This is a genomic window from Amycolatopsis speibonae (genome assembly GCF_042647925.1).
GTDB classification, from domain to species: Bacteria; Actinomycetota; Actinomycetes; order Mycobacteriales; family Pseudonocardiaceae; genus Amycolatopsis; species Amycolatopsis speibonae.
In genome coordinates this window covers 1-15,923 of the sequence record NZ_JBHRWK010000024.1, presented here as the reverse complement: position 1 = coordinate 15,923, position 15,923 = coordinate 1, and the positions used below count along the sequence as shown (strand labels likewise).

Sequence of the window (15,923 nt, the reverse complement as noted above, 5' to 3'; positions counted from 1 at the left end):
TGACGGTGAGCGGGTCTTCCAGCGCGGACAGTACTGTGACGCGCATGAGTCGGTTCGTGGACACGCTCGTCGCCACCGCGGCGGGGCGAGGTCAGCAGCGGGGAATGGTCACCGGGGAGCCCAAGGAGCCGGTTCGGCGTACCTGGGCCGAGATTCACGAGCAGGCCAAGCGGGTGGCCGGGGGACTGGTCAAGGCCGGGCTTGAGCCCGGCAAGGCGGTGGCGGTCCTGGCCGCGGCGCCGTCGCTGATCGCGCCGACGGTTCAGGCGGTCTGGCTCGCCGGTGGCAGTGTGACGATGCTGCACCAGCCCACCCAGCGCACCGACCTCGCCGAATGGGCCGAGGACACGGTTCGCGTGCTGCGGATGATCGGGTCCGGCCTGGTCCTGCTCGGTGAGCCGTTCGACCAGCTGGCGCCGGTACTCGCCGAGCACGGAATCGCCTTTCAGGTGATCACCGAGCTGCTGGAGGCCGAACCGCTGGCCGAGCCCGTGCCGACGGCCGAATCCGACACCGCGCTCCTGCAGCTGACCAGTGGGTCGACGGCCGATCCGAAGGCCGTTCAGATCACCTACGGAAACCTGTATTCGAACGTCAAGGCGATGGTCGAACGTGCCGAGTTCGATTTCGACGTCGACGTGATGGTGTCGTGGCTGCCCACCTTCCACGACATGGGGATGGTCGGCTTCCTGACGGTCCCGATGACGTTCGGCGTCGAACTCGTCAAGATCACGCCGCTCGAGTTCCTCTCGGGACCCTTGATCTGGCCGCAGCTGATCAGCAAGTACAACGGCACGACCACGGCCGCGCCGAACTTCGCCTACGCGATCGTGGGCAGGCGGATGGCCCGCGTCGACGACGACAACGCGTACGACCTCTCGAAGCTGCGGATCGCGTTGAACGGCGCCGAGCCGATCGACGAAACGGCCGTGCAGACGTTCGTCGAGGCGGGGGCACGGTTCAAGATGCCCGCCGAATGCGTTTTCCCGGCCTACGGCATGGCGGAGGCGACCCTCGCGGTTTCGTTCGCGCCGTTGTTCACCGGACTGACGCTGGACGTCGTCGAAGCCGACGCGCTCGAGGCGGACAACCGTGCGGTCCCGGTTCCTGAAGACGACCCGCGGCGCGGGACCGACGAAGTTCGGTCCTTCGCGGTGCTCGGGCCTCCGCTCGACGGGCTCGAGGCCGAGATCGTCGACGACCAGGGCACTGCTCTCGGAGAACGCCAGGTCGGGGAGATCCGCCTGCGCGGCGAGGCGGTGACGCCCGGGTACCTGACTATGGAAGGTCCACTCGCGACGCAGGACGACAACGGCTGGCTGCTCACCGGCGACCTCGGCTACCTGATCGACGGCATGATCGTGATCTGCGGCCGACGCAAGGACGTCATCATCATGGGTGGCCGGAACCTGTACCCGACCGATATCGAACGCGCGGCGACCTCGGTCGAGGGCGTCCGGGCGGGGAACGCCGTTGCCGTCCGGATCGATGCCGGCAGCCGCCGGGAGCGGTTCGCGGTCGTCGTCGAATCGAAACTCGCCGGAGACCCGGAAACGGAGAAGTCGCTGGCGAAGGAGGTCGCGGCCAAGGTGCGTGGCGCGGTCGACATGCGGCCCTTCGCGGTCGTGGTGCTTCCGGCGGGAAGCCTGCCCAAGACGCCCTCGGGCAAAGTGAAGCGGGCCGCGACCGCCATCCAGTTCGCGGACAAGATCGCCAAGAACGCGGCGACGAGCTGACACGAAGGGGCCGGAACCTGCGAATACCGCGGGCTCCGGCCCCTTTCGCGGCACCTCCCCGTGCGTCAGCGGCGTCGCCAGAGCGGCTTACGGCTATGGGTGTGCTCCAAGGCCGGCGCGATGTGGTAGTCGGCGGATTGGGAGAGTCCGGCCAGCGTTCCCTCGACGTCTCGGAGGAACGCGTCGACCGCCGCCGGGTCGTAGCCTCTTTTCGAGAGCGGCGCTTTGGCGAACGCCACGTCGTGGACGTCCGAAACCGACAGGTCGTCGTCGCCGTCGAGCGTCGCCGCGACCCGTTCGAGGAAGGCGTCGACCGCGGGTTCGTGATAGCCCCGTGCGCCGATCGGCGCACGGTCGAACTGCCGGGTTCTCGCCTCGAACGCGGTGACGGGCACTAGCGCTCCCGCAGGAACTCGACGGGACCGCGGTCCGGAACGGCGCGTTCGGCGGTCGCCTCGTCCTCTTCACGTGCGCCGGGCACGTGAAGCACCTGCTGGCCGGTCCGGTGGGCGAGTTGCTCCTCGATCTTGTCGAGGAAGTCGTCGACTTCGCGTTCGTCGTAGCCGCGCTTCCCGATCAACGGGCGCGAGAACATGACGTGGTGGACCTCGGCGGCCGTCAGGTCGTCCCGGTCCGAGATCGTGTCCGCGATCCGCTCCAGGAACGCGTCGACCTCGTGTTTGGCATATCCGCGCCGCCCGATCGGGGCGTTCGGGAAAGTGGCGCCGGTGATCTCTTCGGCCGTAAACGACATGAAACTCTCTCCGGTTTCGGTGGGGAATGCGATCTCCGCATTCCGTCCTAACGGGTTTGAGAGTTCCCCGGAAGAGTTCGCGCTATTCCACGACTCGATCAGGGGCGTGGTGAAACGCCTTCGAGTGACGAGTTGTAACGCACTGCCATGTGAGCGGATTCACCCAGCGTGGAAGGTGTTCTGGGCCGCGACGAGGCCTGTGCTGATAAGCGCTTCAACAGCGTCGGCGCAACGATCGATCTCGAAAGCGAGTTCTTTGCGTTCGACCGTGGAGAAGTCTTTCAGCACGAAATCCGCCGGATCCTGCCGTCCCGGAGGACGGCCGACGCCGAAACGGACGCGGTAGTAGTCCTTCGTGCCCAGGGATTTGGTGATCGAGCGGAGGCCGTTGTGACCGTTGTCGCCGCCGCCCAGTTTCATCTTGAGCGCGCCGAAATCGACGTCCAGCTCGTCGTGGACGACCACGACGCCGGCCGGGGGGATCTTGTAGAACCGTGCCGCGCCGACGACAGGGCCGCCCGAGAGGTTCATGTACGAGCGCGGTTTGGCCAGGACCACCCGCTGGCCCGCGAGCCTGCCTTCGAGGACTTCGGCGCCGCTCTTGTGGGCTTTGAACTTGCCGCCGACGCGGCCGGCGAGCTCGTCGAGCACCATGAAGCCGACGTTGTGCCTGTTGCCCGCGTACTGGGGGCCGGGATTGCCAAGGCCGGCGAGCAGGATCTGCTCGCCGGCCCCGGGAAGTACTGCTTCAGTCACACGAGTGACTTTATTCGGCGGCCTCGGCGGGAGTCGCCTCCGCCTCGGCACCGCCCTCTTCGCCCTCGAGCGAAGCCTCGGACGGCGCCTCGTTGACGGCGACGACCAGCGCCTCGGCGTCGGTGACCAGGGTGGCGCCCTGCGGCAGGGCGACCTGCGAAGCGAGGATCTGGGTGCCGGCGGCGATGCCCTCGACGGAGACCTCGACCTGCTCGGGGATGTGCAGCGCCTCTACCTCGATGGTGAGGGAGTCGAGGTCGGTGGTGACCAGGGTGCCCGGGCCCGCGGTGCCGGTGACGACGACCGGGATGTCGACGGTGACCTTCTCGCCGCGAATGACGACCAGCAGGTCGACGTGCTCGATGTAGTTCTTCAGCGGGTGGACGACGATGGTCTTCGTCAGCGCCAGCTCGCTCTTGCCCTCGAGTTCGAGGGTGATGACGGCGTTGCTGCCGTTCTCACGCACGACGCGGGCGAACTCGAGGGCGGGCAGGGCGTAGTGGCGCGGGTCCGAGCCGTGCCCGTACAGCACCGCGGGGATCTTGCCGGCGCGACGCGTGCGACGCGCGGCACCCTTGCCGAATTCGGTGCGGGGCTCGACGGACAGGCTTACCTCGGACACGGTGTAGCACTCCTTCAATTCACCAACATGTTCAGCGAAAGCATGCTGAGGTGGGGATGGTTCGGGGCGTTCTGGTGTTCGGCGGCGAATTCCACAGGCGTGCTCGATCGCGTGTGGCCACTCAAGCCGCCGCGTCGATCACGTCGGGCACCAGGTGCTCACGGAACCCGCCTCGCCGAGACCGGGAAAGTGTAGACCAACCGCTCGCGCAGGGGTTCCGCCGGGTGGCTCGTTCAGGTGACAAGTCGGTGACAGCTGCTTCGGGAACCCGCGGATGCGGTGGTGCGCGACCCCTTTTCTAAGGTGAGATCTCCTCGCACACGAGAACACAGGGGGCGGAATGCCGGCACGACGGATGAGGATCGGCGCGATCGCCGCCTTGTGCTGCCTCGTGGCCGGATGTGACGTCGCGATCGACGGGGCGGCGGGGATCTCGCCGGCCGAGCAGCAGCGGGTGGATCGGCGCGCCGAGCAGCGTGGCGCCGTCGAAAGCGCGTTGAAGGCGCTTGAGCAGGCATCTGCGGTTGTCTACAAGTCGACAATCAAGGATGTCTCGGGCAAACCCGCCGAAGTGCAGTTCCGGATCACCCGGAACGGAAGCGCTCATGGCGCCCTTCCCGTCGACGGCCAGACCATCCAGGTCATCTCAGCCGACAAGCAGCTGTACGTCGCGGCGACGCCGGAGTACTGGAAGGCGCACGGGCTCGGCAACAGCGAGCTGTACGGCACCAACTGGGTCCGGACCGACAGCTCGGACCTGCCGGTGAACGCCGTCGAGGTGCTCAACCCGCGCAAGGCCGCGTCGACGCTCCGGACCGCGGTGTCCGCGATGAATCCGCTGACCGATCCGGTCAAGTCGAAGTTGCCCGACGGGATCGAGGTCTACGACGTCGGGAGCGGGCTCGGGACGCTGAGGGTGACCACCGCGGCACCACATCGTGTCGTCAGTTTCGCGCCTTCCCTCGTCGACGCGGCGGGCGGCAAGACCCTCGGTGCCGAGATGCGGGTCGAGCCGCTCGCCGGGGACGAGCTCAAGAAACTTCAGACCGATCTGGACGGCGCGATCGGCGGGGTCGGGCAGCCGTTCGACGCGCTCACCCAGGTCAGTGTCAGTGTGGTCAACGACAAACTGGACTGCACGGACTTCGTCGGGAGCTGCCGGGCGACCATCGACGTGGCCAACACCGTCATCGGTGGGGTGAACGGGACACCTGTGCACCTGACGCTGACCGTCGAGTTCACCGCCCAGTCGCTCGGCGCGCAGACCTGCACGGCGGACGCCAACGCGGCGCCGGACACCACGACGAGCATGTCCTGCGAGGTCAAGTTCAGGCTGCCGAATCGGAACGCCAGCTACCAGGTGCAGGCGAAGCCGGCGGCCCGCGGAGAAGTCCGGGTTCCGGTCGATGTCGACGGCGTCCGCGAAAAGCTCAAGTCCGAGTTCGCCACGCTGGGTGGCTGACCTGCACGCTCACCCACGGGTGCGTTACATACGTTGAAGTAGTCGATCTCCCGTTCATAGCATCGGCGTAGTCGCCGATGAAAAGGGAGAAACGTGATGGCGAAGTTGGTTGTGTTCGGAGGAACCGGGTACGCGGGCGGGAAGATCGCCTCGGAAGCGCGCGGCCGCGGCCACGAGGTCCTGGCGGTGTCGAGGAACGCCGAAGGTGAGGGGACCAAGGCGGGGTCGCTCTACGACGAGGCTTTCCTCGCCGAGGCAGCCAAGGGCGCCGACGTCCTGGTGATCGCGGTTCACGGGCAGAGCGGTCTGCTCGACGCGGTGCCCTCGATCGCTCAGGTCGCGAAGGACAACGGCGCGCGGATCGGCGTGGTCGGCGGCGCCGGCAGCCTGCGTGTGGCCGAGGACGGGCCGCGGCTGATCGACACCCCCGAGTTCCCGGACGAGTACAAGGGCGAAGCGGGAGCGCACGCCGAAGTGCTGGAAGCGTTCCGGAAGCTTCCCGAGGACGTCGACTGGTTCTACCTCAGCCCGGCCGCCGAGTTCGGCGCGTGGGCCGAGGGTGAGCGGACCGGCGACTTCAGGCTCGGCGGCGACGTGCTTCTGACCGACGAGAACGGCCGGTCGAAGGTCAGCGGCGCCGACTACGCGATCGCGTTCGTCGACGAGATCGACAAGCCGGAGCGCCGCCGTCAGCGTTTCTGCGTCGCTTACTGACCGGACAGTTCCTTCACGACCGGCGCGAACGTTTCCAGCATCGGTTCGAACACCGTGATGTAGGAGAAGCCGTACCGCTCGCGGCGTTCCCGGAGTTGCCGGACGATCTCGTCGACCGTTCCGAAAAGCAACTGCGGCGTTTCGAGCAGCTTGTCCACATCGAGGCCGTCCGGGTCCTCTTCATACCAGGACCCGGCGGCCGCGCGCCGGTCGTCCGTGACGACGACCCGCTGGACGAGCATGTTCAGCTCGGGATCCCGGCCGTTCGCGTGTGAACGGAAGAAGGCGACGCGTTCGTCCAGGCGCTCGGCGTCGTCGAGCTGGAAAGTGCCCGGCGGCTTCCCCGGCGCTTGGCGGAGGCCCGCGAAACCGGCGATATCGGCTTGGCGGGCGGCGAGGGAGAGCACGCCGTCGCTGTTGCCCGCGAGGAGCAACGGCGGAGGTGTGATCCCTTCGCGCTCGAAGTGTTCGCGCAGGTGGTCAAGGCTCTTGGTGAGGTACTCGATGCGTTCCTTGGCCGGGGTCCACGGCAGGCCGGCATCGTCGAATTCCGATTTCATGTGACCGGAGCCGAGACCGAGGTCCAGCCTGTCGCCCGTCATCTTCACCGTCGTGGCGACTTCGCGTGCGAAGAGCGCGAAGTTGTAGAAGGGCACGTTGGAGACGAGAGTGCCTACGCGCGGCCGCTGGGTCACCGCGGCGGCCATGGTCAGTGCCGGGAAGGGTGCGTTCCGGCCCGGGCCGAGGTGATCAGGCACGGAGATGACGTCGTAGCCGAGGGCCTCGACACGGAGGCACTTCGCGATCCAGTCTTCGCGGTTCTCGGCGCCCCACAGGTTCACGCCGAACTTGAATTTCCCCATGGACGGAAACCTAGCCACCCCGGGCTGCCCGGCGCGCGCCGTTTCGCGAGGAGCCGAAAACGGAGCAGGGGACCTTTGCTCTCACTCTCCGGAAGAGAGTGAGAGCAAAGGTCCCCTGCTCCGCTGAGATCAGGCGTTGCCGTCGAAGAGGGACGTGACCGACCCGTCCTCGAAGACCTGCTGGATGGCCTGCGCCAGCAGCGGCGCGATGGACAGCACGGTCAGGCCCGGGAACCGCTTCTCCTCGGGGATCGGCAGCGTGTTGGTGACGATCACCTCGCGCGCCTTGCAGTTCGACAGCCGCTCGGTGGCGGGGTCGGACAGGATGCCGTGGGTCGAGGCGATGACGACGTCGGACGCGCCTTCGTCGAGCAGGGCCTCGGTGGCCTTCACGATCGTGCCGCCGGTGTCGATCATGTCGTCGATCAGCACGCACAGCTGACCGCGGACCTTGCCGACGACGCGGTTGGCGACGGCCTGGTTCGGCTTGTCGGGGTCGCGGGTCTTGTGGATGAAGGCGATCGGCCGGTCACCCAGCTGCGCCGCCCACTTCTCGGCCAGCCGCACCCGGCCCGAGTCCGGCGAGACGACGGTGATGTTCTCGTCCTGGTAGGTCTTGTTGATGTGCGCGGCCAGCACGTTCTGCGCGAGCAGGTGGTCGACGGGGCCGTCGAAGAAGCCCTGGATCTGCGCGGTGTGCAGGTCGACCGTCATGATCCGGTCGGCGCCGGCGGTCTTGAACAGGTCCGCGATCAGGCGCGCGGAGATCGGCTCGCGGCCCTTGTGCTTCTTGTCCTGCCGCGCGTACGGGTAGAACGGCATGATCACGGTGATCCGCTTGGCGCTCGCGCGCTTGAGGGCGTCCACCATGATCAGCTGCTCCATCACCCACTCGTTGATGGGCGCCGGGTGGCTCTGGATCACGAACGCGTCGGTCCCGCGCACCGATTCGTTGAACCGGACGAAGATCTCCCCGTTGGCGAAGTTGTGCGCGGTCTGCGGGACGACCGACACGTTGAGGTGCTTGGCCACCTCTTCCGCGAGTTCCGGGTGCGCGCGCCCGGAAAAGAGCATCAGGTTCTTCTTCGGTGTTCCGGACTTCGAGCTCATGCTGGCGACTCCCCGTCGTTTCCCTTAGCTGAATCGGACACGGCGGTGGTGTCCTGCTTCGCGGCGGAAGCTGCTTCCGCCGCGGGTGTGCCCGGCCTGCGCCGGGTCACCCAGTCTTCGATGTTGCGCTGCGGCCCGGTGGACACGGCGAGCGCGCCCGGGGGCACGTCTTGCCTGATCACGGTGCCTGCCCCACTGTAGGCGCCGTCGCCGATGGTCACCGGGGCGACGAACGTGTTGTCCGCGCCGAGCCGCACATGGGAGCCGATCGTGGTGTGGTGCTTGTGCACGCCGTCGTAATTGACGAAAACGCTGGAACACCCGATGTTGCTGTTTTCGCCGATGGTCGCGTCGCCGACGTAGGTAAGGTGCGGAACCTTCGTCCCGGCGCCGATGTCCGCGTTCTTCGTCTCGACGAAAGCGCCGAGTTTGCCCTTTGCCCCCAGCTTGGAGCCGGGACGAAGGTAGGTGAACGGGCCGACCTTCACGCCGTCGCCCAGTTCCGAATCCGAACCGTGCGTCCGCACGACCGACGCGCCCGCGCCGATGGAGACGTTCTCCAGAGTGCTGTCCGGGCCGATCTGCGTGCCTTCCCCGACCGAGGTCGAACCCTTCAGCTGCACACCGGGCTCGATGACGACGTCGCGCGACAGGGTCACGCCCGCGTCGATCCAGGTGCTCGCCGGGTCGACGACGGTGACGCCCGCCCGCTGCCAGCCGCGGACGATCCGGCGGTTCAGTTCGGCGCCGAGGACGGAGAGCTGAACGCGGTCGTTGACGCCTTCGGTCACCCACGGGTCGTCGATGACCAGCGCGCCGACGCCCTTGCCGTCGCCGCGCGCGATGCCGAGGACGTCGGTGAGGTAGAGCTCGCCCTGCGCGTTGTCGGTCGATAGCTTCGAAAGCCCGTCGACCAGAACGGAAGCGTCGAAGGCGTAGACGCCGGAGTTGATTTCGGCGATTTCGTGCTGTTCGGGGGTGGCGTCCTTCTGCTCGACGATCGAGGTGACGACGCCGTTTTCGTCGCGGATGATCCGGCCGTAGCCGGTCGGGTTCTCGACTACCGCCGTCAGCACGGTGACCGCGTTGCCGGTCGAGGTGTGCTCGGCGGCCAGGGAAGCGAGCGTTTCGGTGTCGAGCAGCGGGACGTCGCCGTAGCTGACGACGACGGTGCCGGTCAGCCCGGCGGGCAGCGCCGAGAGCGCGCACGAGACGGCGTGCCCGGTGCCCTTCTGCTCCTCCTGGACGGCCGTGACGACCTCGCGGCCGAGCGCCTCGCCGACCTTCGCCAGCCGCGCGCCGACCGAGTCGCGACCGTGGCCGATGACCACGACCAGGTGTTCCGGGCTCAGTCCCGCGGCGGCCCGCACCGCGTGCTCGACCAGCGGACGGCCGGCGATCGGGTGCAGCACCTTCGGGATGGACGAGCGCATACGGGTGCCCTCACCCGCGGCGAGGATCAACGTGCTCAGCGGGCCGGTCACGGCACTCCCAACATTTCACCAACGGTGGTTGTCGGGCATTGATCCTACGTGGGCTGCTCGGCGTCCCACGCGGGGTCGGTCGGAGCATCCTCACCGGGCCATCCGGTCACCGGATCGATGGCCATCGAGTTCACCGACGAGACCTGGTTCCCGCCGCCGCGTTTCGCCTGGTACATGGCCGCATCGGCGCGTGCCAGGACCTGTTCGGCCCGCTCCTGCGGGCGGAGCGAAACCAGGCCGACGGAGAGGGTGACGCCGTGCGAAAGATGGTGCGGCAGAGATGCGACGGCATTCACAGAACGGCCCAGCGCCTGCTTCGCCGCCGAGGCCGGAGCCCCAGGTAGAAGCACGATGAACTCGTCTCCGCCGTATCGGGCGACGACGTCGTCGCCGCGCAGGGCGTCGCGCAGCGTGCTCGCGATGACACGGAGCACGTTGTCGCCCTCGGCGTGCGACTGCTTGTCGTTCACATCTTTGAAACCGTCAAGATCGACCAGCGCGACCGCGAGCGGCTGGGCGTCCGCGGACGACGCCAGCGAACGCAGCTTTTCGTCGAGCGCGCGCCGGTTCGGCAACCCGGTGAGCGGGTCCTGCAGGGCCTGCTGGGTGATCGCACCGTGCTCGGCGGACAGCCGCTCGTGCTCCCGGCGCGCGTTGAGCGTGGCGATCTGCGATTCCCGCAGCGACCACATCTCCGTTTCCAGGATGGTCGCGTAGTCGATCAGCGACTGGCTCGCCCCGGACGCGTAGTCCGGGGTGGTGTCGAGCCTGGCCAGCTCACGGGCGAGGTTCAGTCGCATCGACGGCAGTGAACCTTCCTCGTTGTCCTCGCGGACCTCTTTGAGCACCTGCAGCGCGTCCTCGCGGCGGCCTTCGTTGTCCAGGCAGCGGGCCAGCGCGATGGCGATGATCTCGCGTTCGTGCGGGAACACCAGCTCCGGATGCAGCAGCGAGTTCAGCCGCTCGATATGCGACGAATCGGGCGACGCCAGCGCGGCCGCCGCGGCGAGCACGCCGACCTGGTCGATCGCGGGCAGGTTGGCCTTGCGCGGGAACAGCGACTCGGTGAACGGGCCTTCGGCGGCCTGCGCCATCGACGCCGCGGTGCGGAACTTGTCCGCTCCCTCGTCGTACCGCTCGATCCGTTCGAGCCGCAGGCCCCAGCCCAGCAGCATCTTGACGCGGTTGATCAGCTGGAGCGCGATCTCGTGCGGGCTCGCGCTGTCGCGGATGGCCTGCGCGGCGCGGGCGATGGCCTCCTCGGCCGCCTCGTAGACGCCCAGCTGGTTCAGCACCAGCCAGCAGTCGACCAGGGTCGTGGACAGCATCCTGTCCCAGTTGCGCCTGCCGACCTGGCGGTCGGGGACCGCGGAGTCGTCGAGGATGGCCAGTGCCCTGGCGATCTCGGTGAGGGCGGCGTCCTCCTGTTTGGCGATCACCAGGCGACGGCCGCGCATGGCGTGCGCGTCGGCCCGCATCAGCGCGAGACCGTGCCGCCTGGTGTGCGCGAGCATCTCGTCGAGCCTGGGTTCGGCTTCGGCGGCGAGACCGCGGGTGACCAGCCTCGCCATCGCGGAGTACCGCAGCAGCTGGGCGACCAGCAGCGGTTCGCCGCGGCGCTGCGTCTCGTCGAGGAGTTCGTCGAGACTGGTGACGATGTCCAGCTGCTCGGCGAAGGTGACGCGCTGGATGGCCGCACCGAGTTCGCGCGCGCGACCGTGGAGCCAGGCGTCGGACATCTCCGCAAGCGCCGGCCGCCTGCCACTGGTCGTCGCGTCCTCGGTCAGCCGCACACACCCCCACCGTTGAAAACGCCGCTGGTCATCTGTTCGTCTGCTCCGCCGCCAGGATTCGAACCTGAACTGTCAGAACCAAAATCTGAAGTGCTGCCGATTACACTACGGCGGATCGATCCTGGTCAGAATAGCCATGCCGGAGACGTCCACGTGCGCCCGGGGGTTGCCTCACAGTCGCGGGCACTCCACAGGGGACGAAACCTCCTGTACCGTAACTTACGGCATCGTAGGTAAGGTCACCCTTAGGGAAACCCTCAAGGGTTGCGCGTAGAAAAGAAGTGACTGCATGACGGCTACCCTCGACCGTTCTCAGAAGCCCGCGAAGGGCCCCAAGCCGGTAACCGACGGACAGCGATCGAGCGCCGTGCAGCTGTCGGTCTATCTCGGGGTCATCTTCCCGCTAGCCGCGCTGCTCGCGGCCGTCCCGTTCGCCTGGGGCTGGGGACTGACCTGGGTCGACGTCGGCATCTTCGTAGTCTTCTACGCGATCAGCGGACTCGGTATCACCGTCTCGTACCACCGTTACTTCACGCACGGCTCGTTCAAGGCCAAGCCGTGGCTGCGCGTCGTGATGGCGATCGCCGGCAGCATGGCCGTCCAGGGCCCGGTGATCACCTGGGTCGCCGATCACCGGCGCCACCACGCCTTCTCCGACCGCGACGGCGACCCGCATTCGCCGTGGCTGTTCGGGACCACGCCGCTCGCCATCGCCAAGGGTTTCTGGCACGCGCACATGGGCTGGCTGTTCGAGCGCGACCAGAGCAACGCCGAGCGGTTCGCGCCGGACTTGATGAAGGACCGCGCCATCAAGAAGGTCGACGACCTGTTCTGGCTGTGGAGCCTGCTCACCCTGGTGCTGCCCGCGATCCTGGGCGGGCTGATCACCTGGTCGTTCTGGGGCGCGGTGACCGCGTTCTTCTGGGCCGGGCTGGTGCGTGTCTGCGTGCTGCACCACGTGACCTGGTCGGTCAACTCGGTCTGTCACATGATCGGTGAGCGCCCGTTCGCCGCCCGCGACAAGTCGGCCAACTTCTGGCCGCTGGCGATCTTCTCCTTCGGCGAGTCGTGGCACAACCTGCACCACGCCGATCCGACCTCGGCGCGGCACGGTGTGCAACGCGGCCAGATCGACATTTCCGCGCGGCTCATTTGGATCTTCGAGAAGTTCGGCTGGGCCTATGACGTGCGCTGGCCGACCCCGCAGCGCCTCGCCCGCATCGCCACCGAAAGCAAATAGCGAGGTCACGTTAGTCTTCTGCAATGGCGGGGAGACGGCGAACCAAACGTGAAGCGGTCACCGGAGCGCGTCCGGTCGCTCCGGTGGCCCGGGTGCGGATGACGGGGAGCGAGCGCAGGCAGCAACTGCTCAACGTCGCCAGAGCCCTTTTCGCGGAGAAGGGTTTCGAGGGCACCTCCGTCGAGGAGATCGCGCATCGCGCGAACGTCTCCAAACCGGTCGTGTACGAACACTTCGGCGGCAAGGAAGGCATCTACGCGGTCGTCGTGGACCGCGAGACGCAGCTCCTGCTCGACAGGATGGTCTCCACTCTCCACGGTGGACACCCGAGGGTGATGCTGGAGCAGGCGGCGATCGCGCTGCTCTCCTACGTCGAGGACTCGCATGACGGCTTCCGCATCCTGGTGCGGGATTCGCCGGTCGCGAGTTCGACGGGCACATTCTCCACGGTGCTGAACGACATCGCCAGCCAGGTCGAGCACATCCTCGCGCAGCAGTTCGCCGCGCGGAGCTACGACGAGAAGCTGGCCGCGCTGTACGCGCAGGCGCTCGTCGGGATGGTCGCGCTGACCGGGCAATGGTGGCTCGACGCCCGCAAACCGAAGCGGGACGAGGTCGCCGCGCATCTGGTGAATCTCGCCTGGAACGGTCTGTCCAATTTGGAGCACAAGCCCAAGCTGCGGCTGTACTGAGATCTGCGTCGCGCGGCAGTAACGTTTTCCGGCCGATGAGCGCTAGGTCCCCCGAAGAGATCATCAAGCTGGGGGAAGCACCGTGGAAAACTATCCCGCGCCCGCTGTGGAACAGATGTTGCCGCAGAAGAAGAAAACGTGGCTGAAGCCCGTCATCCGGCTGGGCATCTTCGTCGTCGTCGCCGTGATCGCGTTCTTCGTCGCGAATCCGTTCACGGCGTCGAGCACCGAGGTCGGCGCCTGTCTCAAGGGCAGCGTCGACAACGTGGACAGCGTCAAGAACGCCGAATGCGGAACGCCCGACGCGAACTTCAAGGTCGTCGGAAAACAGGATAAAAAGTCGGAAATCGGACTTAAGCTTTCGGGTGGATCCGAATGCGACGACTACCCGACGACCGACGCGTACTTCTTCCAAGGGAAGAAGGGAGCCAGTGACGGAACCCTGCTCTGCCTGGAAGACCTGAAGAACCCGGGCGAGCGGGCTCCGGCCGTCGGCGATTGCCTTCCCGACGGCGTAGTCGACGCGAAGAAGCTCACGAAGGAGGACTGCGCGACAGCGCGGTACAAGGTCCTCGCTATCGAGAAGAGCTCGACGTTCCTTGTGGACGGCAGCACGGTGTGCACCCAGGTGCCGTCGACCGACGAGAAGATCCAGTGGCAGCGGTCGGGCGGCACGCTTCCGCAGTCGCGGGTGCTGTGCCTGGACGATCTCAAGAAGTAGGCGTCAGCGCAGGAGGCCGGTCTCCCGCAGATGGTCGAAGATGATCTTGTCCACCGCGGAGACCCGGTCCCTGTCCTCGTAGCCGAGCCAGGCGACTTCCCCGATTTCGCTGCTGGCCGCGAGTGTTCCGCTGAACTCGGCGGTGTAGCAGGTCATGCGGACCACGAGCCCCGGCGCGTGCCCGTCGGCCTGCGCTTCGAAGACTCCGGCGGGCGCGACGCTCGCCGGAGTGATCGCCACGGTCAGTTCCTCGCGGATCTCCCGGACCAGCGTCTCGGTGTCGCTTTCGCCGGGTTCGCGTTTGCCGCCGGGCAGATAGAACACGGACTTGCCGCGCGAGCGGGTGCTCAGGATCCGGCAGTCCACCAGGTGGAGCCAGGCGATCTTGTCGATCATGGTTCAGCCCAGCGCCGCGGCGGTTTCGGCGGTCGTGTGCACTTCGCCCAGCCGCGGGAAGACCTTCGTGATCGCCGATTCATGGGAGATCGCGGCGATGCCGGCCATCGCGTCCGAAACGGCGAGGGTGTCGTAGCCGTGGTCGATCGCGGCCCGCAGCGTCGACTCGACGCCGTATTCCGTGGCGATCCCGCCGAGCACCAGCGTCTTCACGCCGAGCCCGCGCAGGAGTTCGTCGAGTCCGGTGCCGTAGAACGCGCCGATCGTGTGCTTGGTGATCAGGTGTTCACCTTCGCGGGGGGTCAGTTCGGCGACCAGTTCGCTGCCGGGCGGCTGCTCGTCGACGTCCGGCCGGTGCGCCCGCACGTGGACGATCGGCGAGCCGGCCGCGCTGAAAGCGTCTCGCAACAGGGCCGCGTTCGCGACGACTTCGGTGCCTTCGATCGGTGTGGTCTCCAGCGCGACGATCCGCGTCTGCAGGTCGATCAGGACGAGTGCCGTCGTCGACGGGTCGATCTTCGTCATGGCGGGAGCCTAGTGTGCCTAAGCTGACCCGATGGTTCAGCACAGGGAAGTCGTGATCACCGGCGGCGGAACGGGAATCGGGTACGCGGTCGCGGCGGCGTTCGCCGCGCGAGGCGATCGGGTGACGATCACCGGCCGCCGCGAACAGGTCCTCACCGAGGCGGCCACCTTGCTCGGCGCGAATCCGGTTCCGTTCGACGCGGCCGATCCGGCCGCGGTGGAGCGGGCGCTGGCCGAACTGCCGGAGCGCGTCGACGTCCTGGTCAACAACGCGGGCGGGAACAGCGATTTCCGGAACGGGCCCGCCGAAGACCTGAAAGCGTTCGCCGCGAACTGGCAGGCCAATCTGGACGCGAACGTGTTCAGCGCCGTCCTGGTCACCCGCGCCTTGCGGGAAAGGTTCGCCGACGACGCGCGGATCGTCACTATCGGCTCCATCGCCGCGCGCACCGGTGCCGGTTCCTATGGTGCAGCCAAGGCCGCGCTGGAGGCGTGGAACGTCGACGTGGCAAGGGAATTCGGGCCGCGGGGGATCACCTCGAACATCGTCGCACCCGGATTGGTCGGGGACACCGAGTTCTTCCAGGGCAAGTTATCGGACGAGCGTCGGGATTGGCTCATCGGGAACACCCTCACCAAACGCGCCGGCGAGCCCGCCGATGTCGCCGAAGTGGTGGCTTTCCTGGCGAGCCCGGCCGCGCGGCACGTCACCGGCCAGGTCGTCCACGTCAACGGCGGTGCGTACCTCGGCCGTTAGTACTCCAGCCGTAGTTCGTGATGGTCATGGTTCGTGGGTCGATTGTCGCTGGTAGTGGCCTTGCTGGGCGCGGTATTGGTGGCGTCTGCGCCACCTCGAGCAACGGAGCCGGTGTGCGGCATCGAGCACCGGAGGGCTGATGAGTGTGGTGAACAGGTGGTGGATTTCGTTGCAGGTCAACGAGATCCACCCGACCGGCACCGGTTCTGGAATTCGTTCGGTGCACGCCACAACGGCAAGGAAGGCGTGCGCGAGCATCGCCATGACCGTCCAGCGGTGCCAGGAGGTCCAGCGTCGG

At 67.2% G+C, this 15,923-nt stretch carries 17 protein-coding genes, 1 tRNA gene and 1 pseudogene; 7 read left to right on the top strand and 12 right to left on the bottom strand.

The window, feature by feature from the left end; translation table 11 throughout:
- The first annotated feature begins 44 nt into the window (after positions 1 to 44).
- Positions 45 to 1,736 (top strand): fatty acyl-AMP ligase, encoded by a 1,692-nt coding sequence (locus ACFOSH_RS17610; protein ID WP_378240009.1) that lies wholly within the window; start codon positions 45 to 47, stop codon positions 1,734 to 1,736.
- A 65-nt stretch (positions 1,737 to 1,801) separates the two neighbouring features.
- Here the strand turns inward: ACFOSH_RS17610 and ACFOSH_RS17605 are convergent, their stop codons facing one another.
- The 4 genes from ACFOSH_RS17605 to ACFOSH_RS17590 form a co-directional block, all read right to left on the bottom strand.
- A complete protein-coding gene (locus ACFOSH_RS17605; RefSeq protein ID WP_378240008.1) occupies positions 1,802 to 2,131 on the bottom strand; it encodes a DivIVA domain-containing protein in 330 nt (109 codons plus the stop codon).
- The gene (locus ACFOSH_RS17600) at positions 2,131 to 2,490 is read right to left on the bottom strand and encodes a DivIVA domain-containing protein (RefSeq protein WP_378240006.1); all 360 of its coding nucleotides are present in this window, start codon (positions 2,488 to 2,490) and stop codon (positions 2,131 to 2,133) included. The genes ACFOSH_RS17605 and ACFOSH_RS17600 overlap by 1 nt, the downstream gene beginning before the upstream one ends.
- 159 nt (positions 2,491 to 2,649) lie before the next feature.
- The gene (gene pth / locus ACFOSH_RS17595; protein WP_378240005.1) at positions 2,650 to 3,246 is read right to left on the bottom strand and encodes an aminoacyl-tRNA hydrolase; all 597 of its coding nucleotides are present in this window, start codon (positions 3,244 to 3,246) and stop codon (positions 2,650 to 2,652) included.
- A gap of 10 nt (positions 3,247 to 3,256) precedes the next feature.
- Entirely contained in the window at positions 3,257 to 3,868 is a 612-nt protein-coding gene (locus tag ACFOSH_RS17590) for a 50S ribosomal protein L25/general stress protein Ctc (RefSeq protein WP_378240004.1), read from the bottom strand.
- Between the two features lie 340 nt (positions 3,869 to 4,208).
- On the opposite strand from ACFOSH_RS17590, the gene ACFOSH_RS17585 reads away from it, so the two are divergent.
- Together ACFOSH_RS17585 and ACFOSH_RS17580 are read left to right on the top strand one after the other, a co-directional pair.
- On the top strand, positions 4,209 to 5,330 hold the full coding sequence (locus tag ACFOSH_RS17585; RefSeq protein ID WP_378240003.1) for a hypothetical protein: 1,122 nt from the start codon (positions 4,209 to 4,211) through the stop codon (positions 5,328 to 5,330).
- Between the two features lie 96 nt (positions 5,331 to 5,426).
- Complete coding sequence (locus ACFOSH_RS17580) at positions 5,427 to 6,044, top strand: NAD(P)-dependent oxidoreductase (RefSeq protein ID WP_378240002.1); 618 nt, start codon at positions 5,427 to 5,429, stop codon at positions 6,042 to 6,044.
- Here ACFOSH_RS17580 and ACFOSH_RS17575 read toward each other — a convergent pair.
- The 5 genes from ACFOSH_RS17575 to ACFOSH_RS17555 all read right to left on the bottom strand — a co-directional run bounded on the left by ACFOSH_RS17575 (position 6,038) and on the right by ACFOSH_RS17555 (position 11,409).
- Positions 6,038 to 6,907, bottom strand: coding sequence for a TIGR03621 family F420-dependent LLM class oxidoreductase (locus tag ACFOSH_RS17575; RefSeq protein ID WP_378240001.1), 870 nt, complete (start codon positions 6,905 to 6,907; stop codon positions 6,038 to 6,040). The genes ACFOSH_RS17580 and ACFOSH_RS17575 overlap by 7 nt on opposite strands.
- Positions 6,908 to 7,036: 129 nt before the next feature.
- Positions 7,037 to 8,017 carry a ribose-phosphate diphosphokinase gene (locus ACFOSH_RS17570; RefSeq protein ID WP_005155717.1) on the bottom strand — a complete coding sequence of 327 codons (981 nt, stop codon included), beginning with the start codon at positions 8,015 to 8,017 and terminating at the stop codon, positions 7,037 to 7,039.
- Complete coding sequence (gene glmU / locus ACFOSH_RS17565; RefSeq protein ID WP_378240000.1) at positions 8,014 to 9,501, bottom strand: bifunctional UDP-N-acetylglucosamine diphosphorylase/glucosamine-1-phosphate N-acetyltransferase GlmU; 1,488 nt, start codon at positions 9,499 to 9,501, stop codon at positions 8,014 to 8,016. Before glmU ends, ACFOSH_RS17570 begins: the two co-directional genes overlap by 4 nt.
- 44 nt (positions 9,502 to 9,545) lie before the next feature.
- Positions 9,546 to 11,294: a GGDEF domain-containing protein gene (locus tag ACFOSH_RS17560; RefSeq protein ID WP_378239999.1), complete on the bottom strand. Its 1,749-nt coding sequence runs from the start codon at positions 11,292 to 11,294 to the stop codon at positions 9,546 to 9,548.
- A 43-nt stretch (positions 11,295 to 11,337) separates the two neighbouring features.
- Positions 11,338 to 11,409 (bottom strand) — tRNA-Gln (locus tag ACFOSH_RS17555).
- 174 nt (positions 11,410 to 11,583) lie between these two features.
- Between ACFOSH_RS17555 and ACFOSH_RS17550 the strand changes: the two genes are divergently transcribed.
- The 3 genes from ACFOSH_RS17550 to ACFOSH_RS17540 all read left to right on the top strand — a co-directional run bounded on the left by ACFOSH_RS17550 (position 11,584) and on the right by ACFOSH_RS17540 (position 13,947).
- Positions 11,584 to 12,534 carry an acyl-CoA desaturase gene (locus tag ACFOSH_RS17550; RefSeq protein ID WP_378239998.1) on the top strand — a complete coding sequence of 317 codons (951 nt, stop codon included), beginning with the start codon at positions 11,584 to 11,586 and terminating at the stop codon, positions 12,532 to 12,534.
- A 98-nt stretch (positions 12,535 to 12,632) separates the two neighbouring features.
- On the top strand, positions 12,633 to 13,226 hold the full coding sequence (locus ACFOSH_RS17545; RefSeq protein ID WP_378240202.1) for a TetR family transcriptional regulator: 594 nt from the start codon (positions 12,633 to 12,635) through the stop codon (positions 13,224 to 13,226).
- 82 nt (positions 13,227 to 13,308) lie between these two features.
- Entirely contained in the window at positions 13,309 to 13,947 is a 639-nt protein-coding gene (locus tag ACFOSH_RS17540; protein ID WP_378239997.1) for an LppU/SCO3897 family protein, read from the top strand.
- A gap of 3 nt (positions 13,948 to 13,950) precedes the next feature.
- On the opposite strand, the gene ACFOSH_RS17535 is transcribed toward ACFOSH_RS17540, so the two are convergent.
- Both ACFOSH_RS17535 and ACFOSH_RS17530 read right to left on the bottom strand, forming a co-directional pair.
- On the bottom strand, positions 13,951 to 14,343 hold the full coding sequence (locus ACFOSH_RS17535; RefSeq protein WP_378239996.1) for an NUDIX hydrolase: 393 nt from the start codon (positions 14,341 to 14,343) through the stop codon (positions 13,951 to 13,953).
- Between the two features lie 3 nt (positions 14,344 to 14,346).
- A complete protein-coding gene (locus ACFOSH_RS17530) occupies positions 14,347 to 14,868 on the bottom strand; it encodes an isochorismatase family protein (protein ID WP_378239995.1) in 522 nt (173 codons plus the stop codon).
- Between the two features lie 31 nt (positions 14,869 to 14,899).
- Between ACFOSH_RS17530 and ACFOSH_RS17525 the strand changes: the two genes are divergently transcribed.
- Positions 14,900 to 15,625 (top strand): SDR family NAD(P)-dependent oxidoreductase, encoded by a 726-nt coding sequence (locus ACFOSH_RS17525; protein ID WP_378239994.1) that lies wholly within the window; start codon positions 14,900 to 14,902, stop codon positions 15,623 to 15,625.
- 24 nt (positions 15,626 to 15,649) lie between these two features.
- On the opposite strand, the pseudogene ACFOSH_RS17520 reads toward ACFOSH_RS17525, so the two are convergent.
- A pseudogene (locus ACFOSH_RS17520) lies at positions 15,650 to 15,923 on the bottom strand (IS701 family transposase); the annotation flags it as partial.